The sequence below is a fragment of the Proteus vulgaris genome (assembly GCF_023100685.1).
Taxonomy (GTDB): Bacteria; Pseudomonadota; Gammaproteobacteria; order Enterobacterales; family Enterobacteriaceae; genus Proteus.
Genome location: NZ_CP090064.1, coordinates 69,916 through 88,744, shown reverse-complemented (window position 1 = coordinate 88,744; position 18,829 = coordinate 69,916). Strand labels below are relative to the sequence as shown.

Annotated in this window: 17 protein-coding genes; 11 read left to right on the top strand and 6 right to left on the bottom strand. The window is 40.8% G+C overall.

Going from position 1 to position 18,829, the window contains the following annotated elements; genetic code table 11:
- Positions 1-150: 150 nt before the first annotated feature.
- The gene (locus tag LW139_RS00420) at positions 151-2,589 is read right to left on the bottom strand and encodes a bifunctional aspartate kinase/homoserine dehydrogenase II (RefSeq protein WP_247850495.1); all 2,439 of its coding nucleotides are present in this window, start codon (positions 2,587-2,589) and stop codon (positions 151-153) included.
- A gap of 9 nt (positions 2,590-2,598) precedes the next feature.
- Positions 2,599-3,759: a cystathionine gamma-synthase gene (metB, locus tag LW139_RS00415; RefSeq protein ID WP_166539337.1), complete on the bottom strand. Its 1,161-nt coding sequence runs from the start codon at positions 3,757-3,759 to the stop codon at positions 2,599-2,601.
- A 282-nt stretch (positions 3,760-4,041) separates the two neighbouring features.
- Here metB and metJ point away from each other — a divergent pair, with 282 nt between their 5' ends.
- A complete protein-coding gene (gene metJ / locus LW139_RS00410; protein ID WP_006534139.1) occupies positions 4,042-4,359 on the top strand; it encodes a met regulon transcriptional regulator MetJ in 318 nt (105 codons plus the stop codon).
- Positions 4,360-4,494: 135 nt separating this feature from the next.
- On the opposite strand, the gene rpmE is transcribed toward metJ, so the two are convergent.
- Positions 4,495-4,707: a 50S ribosomal protein L31 gene (rpmE, locus tag LW139_RS00405; RefSeq protein ID WP_006534140.1), complete on the bottom strand. Its 213-nt coding sequence runs from the start codon at positions 4,705-4,707 to the stop codon at positions 4,495-4,497.
- Positions 4,708-4,910: 203 nt separating this feature from the next.
- Here rpmE and priA point away from each other — a divergent pair, with 203 nt between their 5' ends.
- The 7 genes from priA to rraA all read left to right on the top strand — a co-directional run bounded on the left by priA (position 4,911) and on the right by rraA (position 12,935).
- Positions 4,911-7,112, top strand: a complete 2,202-nt coding sequence (gene priA, locus LW139_RS00400) for a primosomal protein N' (protein WP_247850494.1) — start codon at positions 4,911-4,913, stop codon at positions 7,110-7,112.
- A gap of 341 nt (positions 7,113-7,453) precedes the next feature.
- Positions 7,454-8,449 carry a DNA-binding transcriptional regulator CytR gene (cytR, locus tag LW139_RS00395; RefSeq protein WP_052038541.1) on the top strand — a complete coding sequence of 332 codons (996 nt, stop codon included), beginning with the start codon at positions 7,454-7,456 and terminating at the stop codon, positions 8,447-8,449.
- A gap of 70 nt (positions 8,450-8,519) precedes the next feature.
- On the top strand, positions 8,520-9,317 hold the full coding sequence (ftsN, locus tag LW139_RS00390) for a cell division protein FtsN (RefSeq protein ID WP_109409912.1): 798 nt from the start codon (positions 8,520-8,522) through the stop codon (positions 9,315-9,317).
- A gap of 112 nt (positions 9,318-9,429) precedes the next feature.
- Positions 9,430-9,960, top strand: a complete 531-nt coding sequence (hslV, locus tag LW139_RS00385) for an ATP-dependent protease subunit HslV (RefSeq protein ID WP_006534149.1) — start codon at positions 9,430-9,432, stop codon at positions 9,958-9,960.
- A gap of 12 nt (positions 9,961-9,972) precedes the next feature.
- Positions 9,973-11,307: an HslU--HslV peptidase ATPase subunit gene (hslU, locus tag LW139_RS00380; protein ID WP_109409911.1), complete on the top strand. Its 1,335-nt coding sequence runs from the start codon at positions 9,973-9,975 to the stop codon at positions 11,305-11,307.
- Positions 11,308-11,404: 97 nt separating this feature from the next.
- Positions 11,405-12,322 carry a 1,4-dihydroxy-2-naphthoate polyprenyltransferase gene (locus LW139_RS00375; RefSeq protein ID WP_109409910.1) on the top strand — a complete coding sequence of 306 codons (918 nt, stop codon included), beginning with the start codon at positions 11,405-11,407 and terminating at the stop codon, positions 12,320-12,322.
- A 109-nt stretch (positions 12,323-12,431) separates the two neighbouring features.
- Entirely contained in the window at positions 12,432-12,935 is a 504-nt protein-coding gene (rraA, locus tag LW139_RS00370; protein WP_166539335.1) for a ribonuclease E activity regulator RraA, read from the top strand.
- Positions 12,936-13,038: 103 nt separating this feature from the next.
- Here the strand turns inward: rraA and zapB are convergent, their stop codons facing one another.
- The gene (zapB, locus tag LW139_RS00365; RefSeq protein ID WP_166539334.1) at positions 13,039-13,281 is read right to left on the bottom strand and encodes a cell division protein ZapB; all 243 of its coding nucleotides are present in this window, start codon (positions 13,279-13,281) and stop codon (positions 13,039-13,041) included.
- A 293-nt stretch (positions 13,282-13,574) separates the two neighbouring features.
- Between zapB and LW139_RS00360 the strand changes: the two genes are divergently transcribed.
- A complete protein-coding gene (locus tag LW139_RS00360) occupies positions 13,575-14,390 on the top strand; it encodes an MIP/aquaporin family protein (protein ID WP_109409908.1) in 816 nt (271 codons plus the stop codon).
- A gap of 42 nt (positions 14,391-14,432) precedes the next feature.
- Positions 14,433-15,965 carry a glycerol kinase GlpK gene (glpK, locus tag LW139_RS00355; RefSeq protein ID WP_210813128.1) on the top strand — a complete coding sequence of 511 codons (1,533 nt, stop codon included), beginning with the start codon at positions 14,433-14,435 and terminating at the stop codon, positions 15,963-15,965.
- Between the two features lie 101 nt (positions 15,966-16,066).
- Here the strand turns inward: glpK and emrD are convergent, their stop codons facing one another.
- Positions 16,067-17,251, bottom strand: coding sequence for a multidrug efflux MFS transporter EmrD (emrD, locus tag LW139_RS00350; protein WP_227336274.1), 1,185 nt, complete (start codon positions 17,249-17,251; stop codon positions 16,067-16,069).
- Between the two features lie 333 nt (positions 17,252-17,584).
- Between emrD and fpr the strand changes: the two genes are divergently transcribed.
- Positions 17,585-18,331, top strand: a complete 747-nt coding sequence (gene fpr / locus LW139_RS00345) for a ferredoxin--NADP(+) reductase (RefSeq protein WP_247850493.1) — start codon at positions 17,585-17,587, stop codon at positions 18,329-18,331.
- A 66-nt stretch (positions 18,332-18,397) separates the two neighbouring features.
- On the opposite strand, the gene LW139_RS00340 is transcribed toward fpr, so the two are convergent.
- The gene (locus LW139_RS00340) at positions 18,398-18,829 is read right to left on the bottom strand and encodes a DUF805 domain-containing protein (protein WP_166539331.1); all 432 of its coding nucleotides are present in this window, start codon (positions 18,827-18,829) and stop codon (positions 18,398-18,400) included.

Here is an 18,829-nt window from a genome sequence, read left to right as displayed (position 1 = left end):
CTTTTGACATCAATCGCTCCTTTGTGACTAGAGATGCTTCAAGTATAGCCAAAGAATTTAAAAAAATTGAGTGATATGACACAAAAATGATAAAAAGTTATCAGCATAAAATAACCTACTGATAACCTTTATAAAAAAGAAATAATTAAATTATAGTAATTGAGAAAGACGGTTTAAATCTGATTGAATTGCGCCAGCGGTCACATCTCTTCCTGCTCCCGGCCCTCTTATGACCAGTGGATTATCACGATACCAACGACTTTCAATCGCAAACAAATTATCTCCGGGTAACAATGAGGCCAGTGGATGATCTTTTCTCACTGCTTCCACACCCACTTTGGCTTTTCCATTGGCATCAAAACGCGCGATATACCGCAATACCATATCCATTTCATTTGCTGCTGCTAATCGCTGTGCCATCTGCTCATTGATCAACGCACTGTTATCAAAGAATTCTTCTAGAGAACCCGTCTCAGCTTGTACAGGCACTAAAGATTCAACTCGTACTTGCTCTGGCTCGATGTCATAACCTGCTTCACGAGCAAGAATAACCAACTTACGCATGACATCTTGTCCTGATAAATCAATTCGCGGATCTGGCTCTGTTAACCCTTGTTGCCATGCTTGTTCTACCAATTCACTAAACGGCACAGAGCCATCAAATTGTAAGAATAACCACGATAATGTACCTGAGAAAATACCACTAATTGATAAAATGGAATCGCCACTTTCACGTAAATCGCGCACTGTATGGTTAATCGGTAAACCAGCGCCTACAGTGGCATTATATAACCAGTGACGGCCAGTTTTAGAGAAAGCGTCTCGTGTGGTGCGATAGCGCAAACTTGATGCAGAGCCTGCAATTTTATTAGCGCTAATAACATGAAAACCATAGCTGGCAAAATCTTCATAAGATGCAGCAAGGGACTCATTCGCCGTAATATCAACAACCACTAAATCATCATAAGGGTGTGCTCTCATCCAAAGATAAAGTGATTCTTCAGTATGTTCTGTGGCTTCTTCATCAAAAAAAGCCAAGGCACGACTAGGATCAATGCCTTGATAATCAAGTAAACTACGACGACTATCAACGACACCCGCAAGAATAAATTCAAAATCACTGCGTGCGGATAACGGCTCTTGTTCACGAGCAAAAAGCTCTAACCAACGAGAACCAATATTTCCTTTACCAAACAGCACTAAGCCAATTTGTTTTTCAGCTCTAAATAATGTTTGGTGTAAACCTTGTAATAGATGCTCAGTATAATTGCGCAATACAGCGACTAAACTGATGTTATCTTCAGCATGCCAAATAAATTCAACTGGTTGATCTTTAAGTTGCTGATAAAAACGATGGCAATGCAGTGGATTTTTACACACACCTGCACCAACTAACGCCACTAAAGAGAACCCTTCACGCAAATGTAATTTACCCGGCAAAACTGCGTCTTGTAATACATCTAAAGCACTGTTAGCCACTTCACTGGTATAACAAAGTTGTAAAAGTTGGCTGTCTTTATCCACGCCAGTTGCTAAAGGACGAATTTGCGCACGCTTAAGTAATTCATCAACTTCTTTTGCTACTTGCTCAAAGTTTTGATGGGATGAGAGTTGTAGCTCAATTAAACAAACATCGTCGTGGCTTGTGACTATCTTCGCACCAGTTCCTGATGCTAAGACACGCTCTATGCGTGTAGAACCCTGCTCTGGTTGATAACTACAACGAAGTTGCAAATCAATGTTACTACCTGATACGGGTTGCAATGTACGTGTATGTAAAACTGGGGCGGCTAAACGCGCCAATTCACTGGCTTCATCTAAACGTAATAGAGGTAATAAGCAAGCATCTTTAACTTTACGTGGATCAGCGCTATATACCCCCGCAACATCACTCCAAATTGTCACTTTTCCAACATCAGCTAACGCACCGACTTGCGTCGCTGAATAGTCACTGCCATTACGCCCCAATAAAACCGTTTCACCTTGTTGGTTACGACTAATAAAACCAGTGACTACAAAACGGCTTTCAGGATGCTTGGCTAATAGTGATTGCAATAATGGCCGAGATAACGTTTCGTTCACTTGAGGCTGTGCGGCTCTTTCAGCACACAAAAATTCACGGGCGTCTAACCAAACACTCGATAAACCTTGTTCAGTCAGTAATTTTGCCATTAATTTCGCAGACCAAATTTCACCATGACCGACAACTTCGGCATAAGTTGCATCTGTAATAGGTTTATCAAGCAAATAACTCAAACGTTCGAGATCAGCAATAAAGGCTTGAGAGAGAAGTTCCGCATTCTCTTTTGAAAGAAGTCCTTCAATTAATGATAATTGGTAACGTCGTAATGTTTGCTGAACCTGATGCGCTGAAATGCGATCACTTTGACTCAGTTTGAGCCAGCTAATTAGCTGATTAGTTGTTGATCCTGCTGCTGAAACCACCATAAGATCATTAGGTTGGCTATAGTTTGTCATGATATTCACGACACGTTGATAACATTTTATATCTGCAAGACTGCTACCACCGAATTTATGTAACTGGCGGCAAATCGGTTCCGCCTGTTGTTTAATTGCCACTACGCTCATGATCCATGGTTACCTTTTAGTTGCTGCATCAAACGCACTTTGCAAATCGTTAATTAAATCCTGACTATCTTCAATACCTACAGAGATCCGAAGCAATGAGGGACTGATCCCCGCTATTTTTTTCGCCTCATCTGACATACCTGCATGTGTCATCGTGGCAGGGTGACAAATTAAGGTTTCTACCCCACCTAAAGATTCTGCCAGTGTAAAGAGTGTTAATTGAGATAAAAAGAGTTTAATCACCGCCAATCCTCCTTTTAACTCAAAACTTAACATCGCACCGAAACCTTGCTGCTGTTTTTTTGCTATTTGATGGCCTGCATGATTTTCCAGTGCGGGGTAATATATTTTCTCGACTAAAGGTTGTGTCTGTAAAAATGCCACTAATGCCTGTGCATTTTCTTGTTGAAGTCGAATTCGTGGCACGAGGGTTCTTATACCTCGTAATAATAAATAGCTATCAAACGCGCCAGATGTCACACCGATATTATTTGCCCACCAGCTTAACTCCTCAAGCAATTTCTGACTCTGACAGATAACAACACCTGCCACAATATCAGAATGCCCATTAAGATATTTTGTACAGGAATGCACAACGATATCTGCGCCTAATGTTAGCGGCTTTTGCAAAACAGGGCTCATAAAGGTGTTATCCGCCACCACTAAAGCCCCTTGTTGATGAGCCAACTCACTGATCTTTCGAATATCCGTTATTCTCAGTAATGGGTTGCTAGGTGTCTCAATAAAAACAATTTTAGGCTTGTGAGCCAAAGCTTGTTGTAATGCAACATCATCATTTTGATCAACAAAAATGACACGATAAGCTCCACGTTCTTGTTGACTATTAAACAGGCGATAACTCCCCCCATAACAGTCATGAGGTGCAACAATGACATCACCTGGTTTAAGAAAAACTGTGCAAATTAAATGAATAGCTGACATTCCACTACTTGTGACAACTGCGCCTACGCCACCTTCTAGTTCTGCTAGTGCTTTTTGCACCATATCGCGTGTTGGATTACCTCGGCGAGAATAATCATGGTCACGAGGTTGATTAAATTCTAAAAAATTATAGGTACTAGAAAGATAGATAGGCGGTACTACACAACCAAATTGTGAGTCTTCATTTAGCCCATTATGGATAGCAATTGTTGCTGTTTTCTTCGTCATACAGGCACCTTGTCACAGCGATAAGTGGGAAAGTCGACAACAGCATATCCAATTAGACACCAAGACGTCAATACATCTAGACATCTAAACTCCTTTACGGATAGATTAAGTAATGAAATAATAGCCAAATTAAGGATATCACCAGTGACTATTACTTTTTCTCTCACCTTCAGTCAGAACAGTCGGTGGTTTTAGAAAAGTCATGATAAACTGGTATCGCCCATCAGAATGTGGGTTAACCCTATTCTGACTTCAACTAAATGATATTAATAAAGGTAATCCATGGCTGAATGGAACGGTGAATATATCAGCCCTTACGCTGAGCATGGCAAAAAGAGTGAGCAAGTTAAGAAAATCACGGTTTCAATTCCGTTGAAAGTGTTGAAAATTTTAACCGATGAACGCACTCGCCGTCAGGTTAATAACCTAAAACATGCAACCAATAGTGAATTATTGTGTGAAGCATTTTTGCACGCATTTACCGGACAGCCTCTCCCAAATGATGAAGACTTACGTAAAGAACGTAACGATGAAATCCCTGAAGAGGCAAAAGAAATAATGCGCCAGCGCGGGGTTGATCCCGATACTTGGGAGTATTAATCAGCGTCGATTTATTGACTTATTGCTTGATTAACACGAACAAAAAAGCCCAAAGCAAAAACTTTGGGCTTTTTTTCAATTCCAAACTGTCCGCAAGATATTAGGCTTTGCTGATATCTTGTGACAACAAATATCTTATTTGCTGCCTGGGATTTTGAAGCGTTTGTTGAACAGATCAACACGACCACCGGTTGCAACATCACGTTGTTTACCAGTATAGAATGGGTGGCATTTGTCACAAACGTCCAGATTCAGGTTATGACCTGCAGTGGAGTTGATTTTCATAACGTTACCGCAAGAACAAGATGCAGTAATTTCTTCGTATTTAGGATGGATATCTTTTTGCATGGAAAACCTCTACTAAGGCCGTGTCGCCATTCAGCCCACAGCCGAACACCACACGTCGTGTTGATTGAAATTAAGTGTTTGGTAATTTATCTACCAAAGGGGGCGGATCATACAGAATATCCACTAAACGCGCAATGAAATCTGCACACTTTTTGTGATATTCTTAACGTCATCTTTTCGCTAAAACTCTCGGAAACCCTGATATGACTATAGTTCAGGTAATTTTACCTGTACCACTGTTCTCCTCTTTTGATTATCTGTTACCAGAAGGGATCGATGCGCCTGTTGTAGGTAGCCGGGTGATCGTGCCTTTTGGTAATAAACGCCGCTCTCTTGGTATTGTCAAAGGACTCAGTACACACAGTGAGTTTCCTATCGAAAAGCTAAAGCCTATTGATGAGATCCTTGATAGTGAAACACTCTTTCCAGGTGTTTTATGGGATATGTTAAATTGGGCATCGGCTTATTATCACTATCCTTTAGGGGAAGTGCTTTTTCATGCCATGCCTATTTTATTACGACAAGGTAAACCCGCTGAATTTACTCCATTATGGCAATGGTATGCCACAGAAGAGGGAGCTAATCTCGACCTTAACAGTTTAAAAGGGGCGAAAAAACAACAACAGGCCTTAGCTGCGCTTCGCCGTACACCTTTATATCGCCATCAGCTTGATGAATTCGATATCACCACTGCAATACTCAATAACCTAAAAAAGAAAGAGTTTGCAGACTTACGCCCAATACAACCCGCCCCCATACATTGGCACAATGACTTTTCAGTGCAAGGTGAACGCTTTAAATTAAATACGGAACAAGCTATAGCGGTTGGTGCCATTACAGCTCAAGCTGATCAATTCTCACCTTGGTTGTTATTAGGGATCACCGGTTCAGGCAAAACAGAAGTTTACTTAAGTGTATTAGAAAAAATTCTCGCACAAGGTAAACAAGCACTAGTACTGGTACCTGAAATTGGCTTAACACCTCAAACAATTCGTCGTTTTAAGGCTCGCTTTAATGCCCCAGTGGATGTTTTGCATTCCGGATTAAATGATACTGAGCGCTTAGCCGTTTGGTTACGAGCCAAACGTGGTGATAATGCGATTATTATTGGCACGCGTTCAGCACTTCTTACCCCTTTTCAACATCTTGGTATTATTATTATCGATGAGGAGCACGACAGCTCTTATAAACAACAAGATGGCTGGCGTTACCATGCTCGGGATTTAGCGGTATTTCGTGCAAAACAAGAAAATATTCCTATCGTGATGGGAACAGCAACGCCATCAATTGAAACCAGTTTTAATGTTGAACAGAAAAAATATCAGCAATTAACACTCACCCAACGAGCAGGCAATGCGAAGCCCGCAACCGAACACTTAATTGATTTAAAAGGGCAACCACTCACAACAGGGCTGTCTCCTATTCTTATTAAAGCGATAAAAGAGCATCTAAATGCAGGAAACCAAGCCATGCTCTTTTTAAATCGTCGTGGATTTTCACCCGCATTGTTATGCCATGAGTGTGGATGGATAGCAGAATGCCCTCGCTGTGATCACTATTACACGCTACATCAAAAGCATGGCATGTTGCGTTGCCATCAATGTGATAGTCAACGACGAATTCCAGCGCAATGCCCACAATGCGGTTCAACGAATTTAATGCCTGTAGGGTTGGGAACAGAGCAACTTGAACAAGGGATTGGTGAGTTATTTCCTGATACGCCTGTAACACGAATTGATAAAGATACCACCAGCCGTAAAGGGGCTTTAGAGCAACAACTTGATGATATTTACCAAGGTGGCTCTCGCATTCTTATTGGTACACAAATGCTAGCCAAAGGGCATCATTTTCCCGATGTGACTTTAGTGGCTTTACTGGATGTTGATGGCGCTCTGTTCTCCAGTGATTTCCGTGCAGCCGAACGCTTTGCCCAGCTTTATACACAAGTATCAGGCCGTGCAGGCCGAGCAGGTAAGCAAGGCGCGGTATATTTACAAACTCACCAACCTGACCACCCTCTTTTATTAACGCTATTAGAAAAAGGCTATGATGCTTTTACCAAAGAAGCCTTACAAGAGCGACAAGCCACCTTCTTACCGCCTTACTCCAGCCATATAATGATCCGTTCAGAAGATCATAATAACCAACGTGCACCTCAATTTTTACGGCAACTCAAACAGTTTTTTGAACAACATCCAATGCGAGATCCCCATTTATGGGTTATGGGGCCGGTTCCTGCTATTCAAGCTAAACGTGGAGGGAACTATCGTTGGCAATTATTGCTACAACATCCTTCGCGGGGTTATTTACAAAAACTAATGTCCGTCACTTATCCTCAAATTGTGGCTTTACCTGAGAGTAAGAAAGTGAAATGGAATATTGATGTTGACCCAACAGATTGTTAATCGTCTTTTTATGTCTATTTGAATATATTTCAGTCAAATTTATGTTGAGAATAAAATTCTGATTAAATACTAGTTACAGTCCAAGACTATTTATCAATTTTGCGAACTAACTCATAAAAACGATTGGTATCACACTTTTTATGCAAACTAGGTAACAGTATCTATTTAAAAAGCGGGTAGAATAACAATTTAGAATATTTCTCGAATTAAAACCGTCGATAAAATCTTTTTTTGAGTACCGGCGGTTTTTTTGCAAATAAAAAAGCAATCGTTTAACTAAACCATCCAAAAGGGAGGTATGGGGTTTGCAACAGAATAATAAAGATAATACGCAAGCAACAATGAAAGATGTTGCCCTTGCAGCCGGCGTGTCCACAGCAACCGTGTCACGTACTTTAATGAATCCGGAAAAAGTATCCTCACAAACCCGTCAGAAAGTTGAACAGGCTGTTCTTGACGTGGGCTATTACCCACATAACCTGTCAAAAAATCTTAAGCGCAATGAGTCAAAAACGATCCTTGTGATCGTCCCTAACATCAGTGATCCTTTTTTTACTGATGTTGTGTGTGGCATTGAAGAAACTGCGGCACAACATGGTTATCTCGTTCTTATTGGTGATTGTAAACATCAGCAAAAACACGAAAATGCATTTATTAACCTCATTATCACCAAACAAATTGATGGTATGTTACTGCTTGGTTCACACATTCCTTTTGATGTTTCCAAAGAAGAGCAGAAAAACCTACCTCCAATGATCATGGCAAATGAGTTTGCACCTGAACTTGAGCTACCTACTGTTCATATTGATAATCTCACTGCCTCTTTTAGAGCAACACACTATTTACAGCAAATGGGTCATAAGCGTATTGCTTGTATTACAGGCCCAGAAGATATGCCTTTATGTCGTTATCGCTTACAAGGCTATATTCAAGCTATGCGTAGAACAGGTGTTCCTTTACGTGAAGACTATATTATTCGTGGTGATTTTACCCATGAAAGCGGTGCAGAAAGTCTGAAAAAACTGATTTCTTTACCTGAACCACCGACTGCCGTGTTCTGCCATAGTGATATTATGGCGATTGGCGTTATGTGGCAGGCGAAAAAATTAGGGTTAGAACTCCCAAAAGATCTTTCTGTTATTGGTTTTGATAATCTTGATATCACACGTTACAGCGAACCTGCACTAACAACGATGGAACAACCCCGTTATGAAATTGGACGTCAATCTATGTTGTTATTACTTGATCAATTACAAGGTAGACCTGTCGCACCGGGTTCTCGTTTATTAGATTGTGAGCTAATTATAAGAGATAGTGTCTGTCAGCTTAAAAGCTAGGCAAAACACACTATGTTAAGTAACATATCGTTCGTGATACCTATTCCTTTAATTATCAGCGAATCGAACTGTGGCACAACGAGACTATGTGGGACGAGGGCAGACATCTGCTCGTCGTAAAAAAACAACGAAAAGTAAAAGTAAAAAGGCTGCTAAAGGGCTGCCTTTAACAACACTTATCGCGGCAATCGCAATTGTGGCGCTGTTTATCGGCGGCCTCTATTTTATTACGCATAATAAAAAAGAAGTCGTAGAAACAGCACCAGCAATCACTGGGCAGCATCCAGCAAATAGTTTACCGCCTAAACCGCAAGAGCGTTGGCAGTACATTAAAGAACTGGAAAATCGTCAGGTGGGTACACCTTTATTGCCCGAATCTCCCTCTTCAGGTAGCCAGATTAATCCGAAAGCAACACTTTCACCTGAACAGCTGAGATTTTTACAACAAATTGAAGCAGATAAACGTCAACCTGCTGTTCAGTTACCCGAAGTCCCTTACAATGGGGAAGTTCCACGCTCGCAAGTGATAGTAACACCACCAGCAACACCCCAGCCTTCTGTTGTTCAACAACCAACACAGACTCAACCAGAGCAAGCACCTGCACCGGCTGTTGTTACACCGCCTAAACCTGCTGTTACTGAAGCAAACTTTTTAGTGCAATGTGGCTCATTTAAAAATACAGAGCAAGCCGAATCAGTAAGAGCAACTTTGGCTTTTTCTGGTGTTGAAAGCCGAGTAACAAAAGGCAATGATGGCTGGATACGCGTATTATCAGGCCCTTACAGTAAAGAACAAGCCAATTCAGTAAGTAGACAAGCCGCCGGTGCTGGCGTATCAGGTTGTATTCTTCGCTCTTCTGGGGGTTGAAAAATAAATTTTCTCCCCCACCTATAATTCTAATTCACATAACGGGCAGTGCTGTATTTCAAATATAAGCACTTCCCGTCTCATTTTTATTGATTAAACCAGGGGCTGACTCATGACTACAATCGTAAGTGTTCGCCGTAAGGGCCAAGTTGTAATCGGTGGTGATGGACAGGCGACGATGGGTAATACCGTCATGAAAGGCAATGTTCGCAAAGTACGCCGTCTTTATAACGACAAAGTCATTGCGGGATTTGCTGGCGGCACTGCTGATGCTTTTACTCTTTTTGAACTGTTTGAACGCAAATTAGAACTTCACCAAGGGCATTTAACCAAAGCTGCGGTAGAGCTAGCAAAAGATTGGCGTACAGACAGAATGCTGCGCAAATTAGAAGCACTACTTGCTGTTGCAGATGAAAACACATCACTTATCATCACAGGTAATGGTGATGTTGTTCAACCAGAAAACGATTTAATTGCAATCGGTTCTGGTGGCCCTTATGCACAAGCAGCGGCAAGAGCCATGCTAGAAAATACTGAGCTTTCTGCACGCGAGATCGCTGAAAAAGCGCTGAGCATCGCTGGAGATATCTGTATTTACACTAACCATAATGTCAACTTTGAAGAACTCTCTTCAAAAGAGTAAGGATTTGAGAGCATGTCTGAAATGACTCCTCGCGAAATAGCCAGCGAACTTGATAGATTTATTATTGGTCAAGATAAAGCGAAACGTGCTGTGGCAATTGCCCTACGTAACCGCTGGCGTCGCATGCAGCTCGACGAAGCGCTGCGCCATGAAGTAACACCTAAAAATATTCTGATGATTGGCCCTACTGGTGTGGGTAAAACTGAAATTGCACGTCGTTTAGCAAAATTAGCCAATGCACCTTTCATCAAAGTAGAAGCAACTAAATTCACAGAAGTGGGTTATGTAGGTAAAGAAGTTGATTCTATTATCCGTGACTTAACCGACTCTGCGGTCAAAATGGTGCGTAGCCAAGCGATTGATAAAAATCGTTTCCGTGCTGAGGAAATGGCTGAGGAACGCATTCTTGATGCACTTATTCCACCTGCAAAAAATAACTGGGGTGTCACAGAGCAAACCTCTGAACCTTCGGCCGCTCGTCAATCTTTCCGTAAAAAATTACGTGAAGGTCAATTAGACGATAAAGAGATTGAAATTGAATTATCTGCAACACCAATGGGTGTTGAAATCATGGCTCCTCCAGGAATGGAAGAGATGACAAATCAATTACAATCTATGTTCCAAAATTTAGCTGGGCAAAAACAAAAAGCGCGTAAGATGAAAATCAAAGATGCGTTTAAGCTGATTGTTGAAGAAGAAGCCGCTAAATTAGTTAATCCTGAAGAGCTTAAACAACAAGCTATTGATGCAGTAGAACAACACGGTATTGTCTTTATTGATGAAGTAGACAAAATCTGTAAACGTGGCGGTCAAAGTTCTGGCCCTGACGTTTCTCGTGAAGGTGTACAACGTGACCTCTTACCACTGGTTGAAGGTTGTACAGTTTCAACAAAACACGGTATGGTAAAAACAGACCATATTCTGTTTATTGCGTCAGGTGCTTTCCAAGTTTCCAGTCCTTCTGATTTAATTCCTGAGTTGCAAGGACGTCTGCCAATTCGCGTTGAACTTCAAGCGCTGACAGCAGAAGATTTTGAGCGTATTCTTACAGAGCCTAATGCATCGTTAACAAAACAGTATGAAGCTTTAATGGCAACCGAAGGGGTTTCTATTAGCTTTACTGAAGACGGTATTCGCAAAATTGCTGAATCAGCGTGGCGTGTAAATGAAACGACCGAAAATATCGGTGCTCGTCGTTTACATACTGTTTTAGAACGTTTAATGGAAGAAATTTCCTACGATGCAAGCGAACGACAAGGTCAATCTATATTGATTGATGCAGAATATGTGAAACAGCATCTGGATGAGCTTGTAGCAGATGAAGATCTGAGTCGATTTATTTTATAATCAACTTGTGCGATCCTTATCAGCAATATTTACGTGGGAGGCTTGCCTCCCATTCTTATTTTTATAATAACAACGAACATGAGTATCGAATTTCAGCATGAGCTCTCTAAATTCCACTAGCCGGACTCAAGCCTGGCTTGAAAGTTTACGACCCAAAACACTGCCTTTAGGGTTAATTGCCATTGTGACTGGCTCCGCATTAGCGTATTGGATGGGGCATTTTGAGCTACCTATTGCACTGCTTGCTATTTTGACAGCTGGCACATTACAAATTCTATCAAACCTTGCTAATGACTACGGTGATGCTGTAAAAGGTACCGATACAGAAGAGCGTTTAGGGCCACTTCGTGGAATGCAAAAAGGCGTAATAACGCCAGCTCAAATGAAAAAAGCCTTAATATTAAATGTCATCATCTCTTGTATTTCAGGTATTGCACTGATTATTGTTGCATGTAAAAAACCTGAAGATGCCATTGGCTTTTTAGTGATGGGATTACTCGCTATTGTCGCAGCCATTACCTATACCGTAGGCCGACGCCCTTATGGCTATATGGGATTAGGTGATATTTCTGTCTTAATATTCTTTGGTTGGTTAAGCGTAATCGGAACTTATTACTTACAATCTAACACCTTCGATATTGTCACCCTACTTCCGGCCACGGCCTGTGGTTTACTGTCTGTCGCCGTTCTAAATATTAATAATATGCGCGATTTAGAAAGTGATATTCAAGCGGGCAAGAATACATTAGCCGTTCGCTTAGGCCCTGCTGGCTCACGAACTTACCATACGTGTGTCATTTTTCTCTCTATTGCTTGCTTAATTATCTTCACGCTTCTGTATATGCACCGCTGGACAGCATGGCTATTCTTACTCGCAACACCGATGCTTTTATTGCATATTAAACGTGTTAATGCCGATCATTCAGGTGAAGCAATGCGCCCTTTACTTGAACATATGGTAAAAGCAGCACTACTCACTAACGTACTCTTCTCTTTAGGTTTAGTTTTAGAATAATTTAGCTCGATTGTTGATTTGACTCACTGAATTTTCAGTGAGTCTTTTGCCAACTACCCCCGTTAAGGGATATACTGGCTTTTCCTGTGGCAACCTGACGTAATCTCCTATGAAATATGATACTTCTGAACTCTGTGATATCTATCAAGAAGATATCAATGTCGTAGAACCGCTTTTCTCAAACTTTGGTGGTCAAAGTGCCTTTAGTGGGCAAATCATCACCGTGAAATGTTTTGAAGATAATGGCCTGCTTTATGACTTACTAGAAGAAAATGGCAAAGGCCGTATTCTTTTAGTTGATGGCGGTGGCTCTGTACGCAAAGCCTTAATTGATGCTGAATTGGCACAACTTGCCGTATCGAATGAATGGGAAGGCATTGTCGTTTATGGCGCAGTACGTCAAGTTGATACATTGTCAGAACTTGATTTAGGTATTCAAGCCATGGCTGCGATACCAGCGGGTTGCCCGAGTGAAGGTATTGGTGAAAGTGATATCCGCGTCAACTTTGGCGGTGTTACGTTCTTCTCTGGTGATTATCTTTATGCCGATAATACCGGGATCATCTTATCAGAAGAGCCTTTGGGCTTAGATGAAGATTTAATAGAAGAATAATTTTACTTTTATCTGCTTTCTTATGATTTAAGACACAAAAGCCACCGTCTGGTGGCTTTTGTTTTTAGGCTTTAGAGACAAAATAAAGACAATTTAAAGACAATTACTGTACGTCTTCCATTTTGCCTAACAGCGCGCGTAAACGCTCTTGCCAGCTTGATTGCTCTTGTTTTAGCTCTTCGTTTTCACGAACAAGGGCTTCGTGTGATCCTTTCGCTTCTTGAACTTCTTGGTTCAGCGCATCATTTTTTTCTTTTAACTCTTCAATTTCCATCTGTAATAACGTGATGGTATCAATAGCTTGTTGTACTTTTGATTCTAACTTTTCGAAAACTTCAAATGACATACTGTAATCCCCCATATAATCGATACTTCCGATTGTAAGTAGCCTATCAACAACTGTCTAGCATCTTCCGTGGAATTACATTCTTTTTTCAATTTATCAAAAACACTGGTCAGATCACATTACAAATGTCGATCAAGTCACTAATTAAGAGCGTTTTCACTCATTTTCTTGATGAGACACACAAATTTCAATTTCGCTTATTCTCGTTTACGCTCATTAACGATAAATTCACAGTTATCTTTTCAATTCGAAAAGAATACTAACAATAAATAACCTCTTTCAGGATAGAATATATGAGCCAGACGAAAACCTCTCTTATGGGTCAATGCATTTCTGAATTTATCGGAACTGCGTTGCTAGTCTTCTTCGGCCTTGGTTGTGTTGCTGCAGTACGTATTGCAGGAGCAGAGCTAGGACTATGGGAGATAAGTATTATCTGGGGGCTGGGTGTTGCCTTAGCCGTTTATCTTACCGCGGGCACATCTGGTGCTCACTTGAACCCGGCAGTTACCGTTGCGTTTTGGTTATTCGCTTGCTTTGAACGCAGAAAAGTTATCCCTTATATTATTGCACAAATGTTAGGTGGCTTCTTTGCCGCAGCCATTGTGTACTTTATGTACTACAGTGTTTTTCTCGACTACGAACAAGTTAATGGCATTGTCAGAGGCTCACAAGAAAGTCTCTTCACTGCCGGTGTATTCTCTACTTATCCCGCAGCTCAAATTTCCGTTGCACATGCCTTTGTTGTCGAAGTTATTATTGCCGTTATCCTTGTTGGCTTAATTTTAGCCTTAACTGATGATGGTAACGGTGTACCTAAAGGCCCATTAGCGCCTTTACTGATTGGTATCTTAATTGCCGTTATCGGTGGTGCATTTGGTCCACTAACAGGATTCGCCTTAAACCCTGCCCGTGACTTTGGTCCAAAACTGGTTGCGTACTTTGCTGGCTGGGGTGATATTGCACTGACTGGTGGACGTGATATTCCTTATTTCTTAGTTCCAATGATTGCTCCATTTATCGGTGGTATCTTGGGTGCATTGGCTTACCGTAAATTAATTGGCCGTCACTTACCTTGCGATACCTGCAAAATTGAAGACGATAAATAATACTTAGAGCAAGATTGTTGATTATCAGAACAGGTTACTAACATGACAACAGAAACAAATACATCGAATACCGAAAAAAAATACATTGTTGCACTTGATCAGGGTACAACCAGCTCACGTGCCGTAGTTATTGATCATGATGCAAATATCGTCAGTATTTCACAACGCGAATTCACTCAAATTTATCCTAAGCCAGGCTGGGTTGAACACGATCCAATGGAAATTTGGGCAACACAAAGTGCAACCCTAGTTGAAGTATTAGCAAAAGCAGATATTCCATCTGATCATGTAGCTGGTATTGGTATCACAAACCAACGTGAAACCACCATTGTGTGGGATAAAGAAACGGGTAAACCTGTTTATAACGCCATTGTATGGCAATGCCGTCGTACTGCCGATTTCTGTACCCGCTTAAAAGATAAAGAAGGTGTTGAAGAATATATTCGTCAAAACACCGGTTTAATGGTTGACCCATATTTCTCTGGTACAAAATTAAAATGGATCCTCGACAACGTCGAAGGTGTTCGTGAAAAAGCAGAAAATGGCGAATTGTTATTCGGTACTGTCGATACTTGGTTAGTTTGGAAAATGACACAAGGTCGCGTTCACGTTACCGATTTCACTAACGCTTCACGTACCATGTTATTTAACATCCACTCTTTAGATTGGGATCAGAAAATCCTCGATCTGCTGGATATTCCTCGCAATATGTTACCAAAAGTTGTGCCATCTTCCGAAGTTTATGGCCAAACAAACATTGGTGGTAAAGGTGGTACACGTATTCCTATCGCGGGTATGGCGGGTGACCAACAAGCTGCACTTTATGGTCAACTTTGCGTACAAAGTGGTATGGCGAAAAATACCTATGGTACAGGCTGTTTCTTACTGATGAATACAGGTACAGAAGCCGTTCGCTCTAATCATGGTTTGTTAACAACTATCTGCTGTGGCCCTCGTGGTGAAGTGAACTATGCCTTAGAAGGTGCTGTATTCGTTGGTGGTGCGTCCATTCAATGGTTACGTGATGAATTAAAACTCATTGATGAAGCAACCGACTCTGAATACTTCGCAACTAAGGTAAACGATACGAATGGTGTCTATGTTGTTCCTGCCTTTACCGGCTTAGGCGCACCATATTGGGATCCGTATGCCCGCGGTGCTATCTTTGGTTTAACCCGTGGCGCTAACCGTAATCATATTATTCGTGCAACCTTAGAATCTATCGCTTACCAAACACGTGATGTACTTGATGCAATGCAAGCCGATTCAGGTGCGCGTTTACAATCATTGCGTGTTGATGGTGGTGCTGTTGCCAATAACTTCTTAATGCAATTCCAGTCCGATATTTTAGGCACTCGTGTTGAACGCCCTGTTGTCCGTGAAAGTACCGCACTAGGTGCCGCATTCCTTGCGGGTCTTGCTATTGGCTTCTGGAACGATTTAGAAGAAGTTAAAAATAAAGCGGCAATTGATAAAGAATTCCGCCCTGGTATTGAAACCACTGAGCGTAACTACCGTTATAACGGTTGGAAAAAAGCGGTTGCTCGTGCACAAGAGTGGGAAGATCGCGCTTAATTAATACAACGAGTTGAGAGAGAAGTAGCCTAGGCTACAAAACCAAAATGCCGAGAAATTCTATTCTCGGCATTTTTTATTTAATTGACTACACCAATAGTCTAAATAGTATGTTCTTCATGGCTAAAACGGTGAGCCAAAGGAAGCCAACAAAGCATAATAGCCACTGACATAGCGAACATAATCATACCTAAACTAAATTGATTATGTTGTGGTAATAAGGCTGAAAACCATGTTGCAACACCTGATCCCACATTTTGTAATCCACCCACCAGTGCCCCCGCAGAGCCTGCTAAATATGGAAATGGCTCCATTGCACCCGTTGTTGCTAATGGGAATAGCATACCTGCACCAAAGAAAAATAGTGCGGCAGGTACCAGAAGAGTCCAAATATTAATGATATTTAGCCAACCGGGGATCCACATTAAAATACCAGCTGATAAACAACAAAAAACAGAGTGCCACATCAGTTGTACAAAGGTTTTACCTTCACGACCAGCATACCAAGCCCCAAAGAACGCAGCAGGGATCGGTAAAATAAATAATATACTGATAGTAATACTATTTAAGCCTAATACTCCGCCCATTAAGACACCGCTTGATGCCTCAAAAACTGCAATACCTGATAATGCACAAATTAGCATAATCAAAAATGCACTGAAGGTACTATTGGAAAGCAGTAAGTAAAATGATGACAGCATTTTACGTTTCTCAACTTGTACTGGCCGAGTTTCTGGCATCCAACGATACATACAGAAAAGAACACTACTTCCCAATAATAATAAGAAGATATAACACGCATGCCAGCCAAAGAAGTGAGCCACAACACCACCAATCATCGGCGCTAATAATGGGCTAACTAAAACCCCCATGTTTAACAAACTATTAGCGTAACGTAATGCCGTACCTGTATATAAATCACGAGGTTGAGTACGCGTCATGACTCCTGCCACACCTGTTCCCATCCCTTGTAAGGTACTTGCAATAACCAGTGTGGTTAAATTTTGTGAAAAAATCGCTACCAGTGTTGATAAACAAAAAATCGTCATTCCGACTAAAATAACGGGGCGACGCCCTACTTTGTCGGAGATAGGCCCATAAATGAGCTGTGAAAAACCATAAGAAAAAAGATAAGCGCCCATTACTTGCTGTACAGCACCTGTCGGCTCACCAAAGTAAACCGCCATTTCGGCAATGACTGGAACATAGATGGTTTGTGTCATTTGACCCACAGCAACCAGTGCAATTATCAATAATAATAGATTTGCATGCTCTAACTTTCTCATTTCTTTTCTTTGCTCAGGAATTTCAAATAAATTAACGGACAGGCGTACACGACAGAGAATTTATAAAAATAAACTCTGCAAAATATACACCTTTTAAGAATGAGACTAAGTTAACAAATTTGTAGAAATTTGCGAGATAGTCAGCAATTTTTGTACATCGACTAATGTCAGAGAAAAACACCATAGTTGTCAATATAAATGTACATATTGTGTCATTCATTGACAAAAATTCAGATAAATAACATCACCACATCATCTTGATAAATAAAAAATCGCTTCCTATTTAGAATGAATAAGCGACATAAACGCATTTATCGTAAGGAGATAACCTCTATGGCAAATTGGGTGAATGGAAAAGTTATCCAAGTTAATCGCTGGACTGACACGTTAATAAGTCTTGTTGTAAATGCCCCTGTTGATAAATTTACAGCGGGGCAATTTGCAAAATTAGCATTAGATATTGATGGCGAACGAGTGCAACGTGCCTATTCTTATGTGAATGCGCCGAATGATCCTAACTTAGAATTTTATCTGGTGACTGTACCCGAAGGAAAATTAAGCCCTAAATTAAGTGCTCTAGAAATAGGGGATGAATTACTTGTCACCGAGCAAGCCAGTGGCTTTTTTGTATTAGAAGAAATTCCTAGTGCCAATACACTTTGGATGCTTTCTACAGGGACAGCCATAGGGCCTTTTTTATCGATTTTACAATTAGGCCAAGATCTGGATAGATTTGAAAATATCGTTCTTGTTCACGCGGTTCGATATACTAATGACTTAAGTTATCTCCCATTAATGGAAAAACTTGTTGAGCGTTACCAAGGAAAATTACGTATTCAAACTATTGTTAGCCGTGAAAATCATATTAGCTCATTAACAGGTCGTATTCCTGCGTTAATTGAAAGTGGTGCCTTAGAAAAAACGGTGGGCTTAACCATTTCTCCAGAAGAGAGCCATATTATGTTATGTGGCAATCCACAAATGGTAAGAGATACCCAACAACTATTAAAAGAACAACGAGAAATGCGTAAACACTTACGCCGCAAACCAGGACATATTACCAGCGAACAATATTGGTAATATGAAAAGAAAAATAAGGGCAATTTTCTCTTTTTGCCCTTATCTGATTTATTTTAATAAAAAGGATTAACGCCAGCGACGATAATCTACTTGCTCAGTGTGTTTACCAAAGTAATTTTCACTTTGATTGCCAATAAAAACACCACAATCAAGCAACATAATCATCCCGATAAAGGAAGGTAGAAAACGCCCTATCGCCCACTGCCAAAAAGGTTCTAAACTACTTGTATCAGCCAACCCCAACATCACAGCGAGTAAAAGTAATAAAAGCCATATTCCTCTTTTATTTCTATCATGGAGTCTTTTAGTGAAAATCGCACACAAGGGATACAGAATAAAGAAGATCAATATCCACGTTACAATGGCAGGTAATGGATAAATCATGTCATTGATAATAAAAAGGCCTGAAAAAAGAGCGAAACAAACACCTAAACCTGCCCAGAAATCACGACGTCCAATTCGTCCTTTGAATGAAAATGCCCAATGTTGTAAGGTCAT

Excerpts from the sequence above, each read along its gene's own strand:
- LW139_RS00420 (WP_247850495.1), bottom strand. The coding sequence starts at position 2,589 with ATGAGCGTAGTGGCAATTAAACAACAGGCGGAACCGATTTGCCGCCAG.
- metB (WP_166539337.1), bottom strand. The coding sequence starts at position 3,759 with ATGACGAAGAAAACAGCAACAATTGCTATCCATAATGGGCTAAATGAA.
- metJ (WP_006534139.1), top strand. The coding sequence starts at position 4,042 with ATGGCTGAATGGAACGGTGAATATATCAGCCCTTACGCTGAGCATGGC.
- rpmE (WP_006534140.1), bottom strand. The coding sequence starts at position 4,707 with ATGCAAAAAGATATCCATCCTAAATACGAAGAAATTACTGCATCTTGT.
- priA (WP_247850494.1), top strand. The coding sequence starts at position 4,911 with ATGACTATAGTTCAGGTAATTTTACCTGTACCACTGTTCTCCTCTTTT.
- cytR (WP_052038541.1), top strand. The coding sequence starts at position 7,454 with ATGAAAGATGTTGCCCTTGCAGCCGGCGTGTCCACAGCAACCGTGTCA.
- hslV (WP_006534149.1), top strand. The coding sequence starts at position 9,430 with ATGACTACAATCGTAAGTGTTCGCCGTAAGGGCCAAGTTGTAATCGGT.
- hslU (WP_109409911.1), top strand. The coding sequence starts at position 9,973 with ATGTCTGAAATGACTCCTCGCGAAATAGCCAGCGAACTTGATAGATTT.
- LW139_RS00375 (WP_109409910.1), top strand. The coding sequence starts at position 11,405 with ATGAGCTCTCTAAATTCCACTAGCCGGACTCAAGCCTGGCTTGAAAGT.
- rraA (WP_166539335.1), top strand. The coding sequence starts at position 12,432 with ATGAAATATGATACTTCTGAACTCTGTGATATCTATCAAGAAGATATC.
- zapB (WP_166539334.1), bottom strand. The coding sequence starts at position 13,281 with ATGTCATTTGAAGTTTTCGAAAAGTTAGAATCAAAAGTACAACAAGCT.
- LW139_RS00360 (WP_109409908.1), top strand. The coding sequence starts at position 13,575 with ATGAGCCAGACGAAAACCTCTCTTATGGGTCAATGCATTTCTGAATTT.
- glpK (WP_210813128.1), top strand. The coding sequence starts at position 14,433 with ATGACAACAGAAACAAATACATCGAATACCGAAAAAAAATACATTGTT.
- emrD (WP_227336274.1), bottom strand. The coding sequence starts at position 17,251 with ATGAGAAAGTTAGAGCATGCAAATCTATTATTATTGATAATTGCACTG.
- fpr (WP_247850493.1), top strand. The coding sequence starts at position 17,585 with ATGGCAAATTGGGTGAATGGAAAAGTTATCCAAGTTAATCGCTGGACT.
- LW139_RS00340 (WP_166539331.1), bottom strand. The coding sequence starts at position 18,829 with ATGACCTTACAACATTGGGCATTTTCATTCAAAGGACGAATTGGACGT.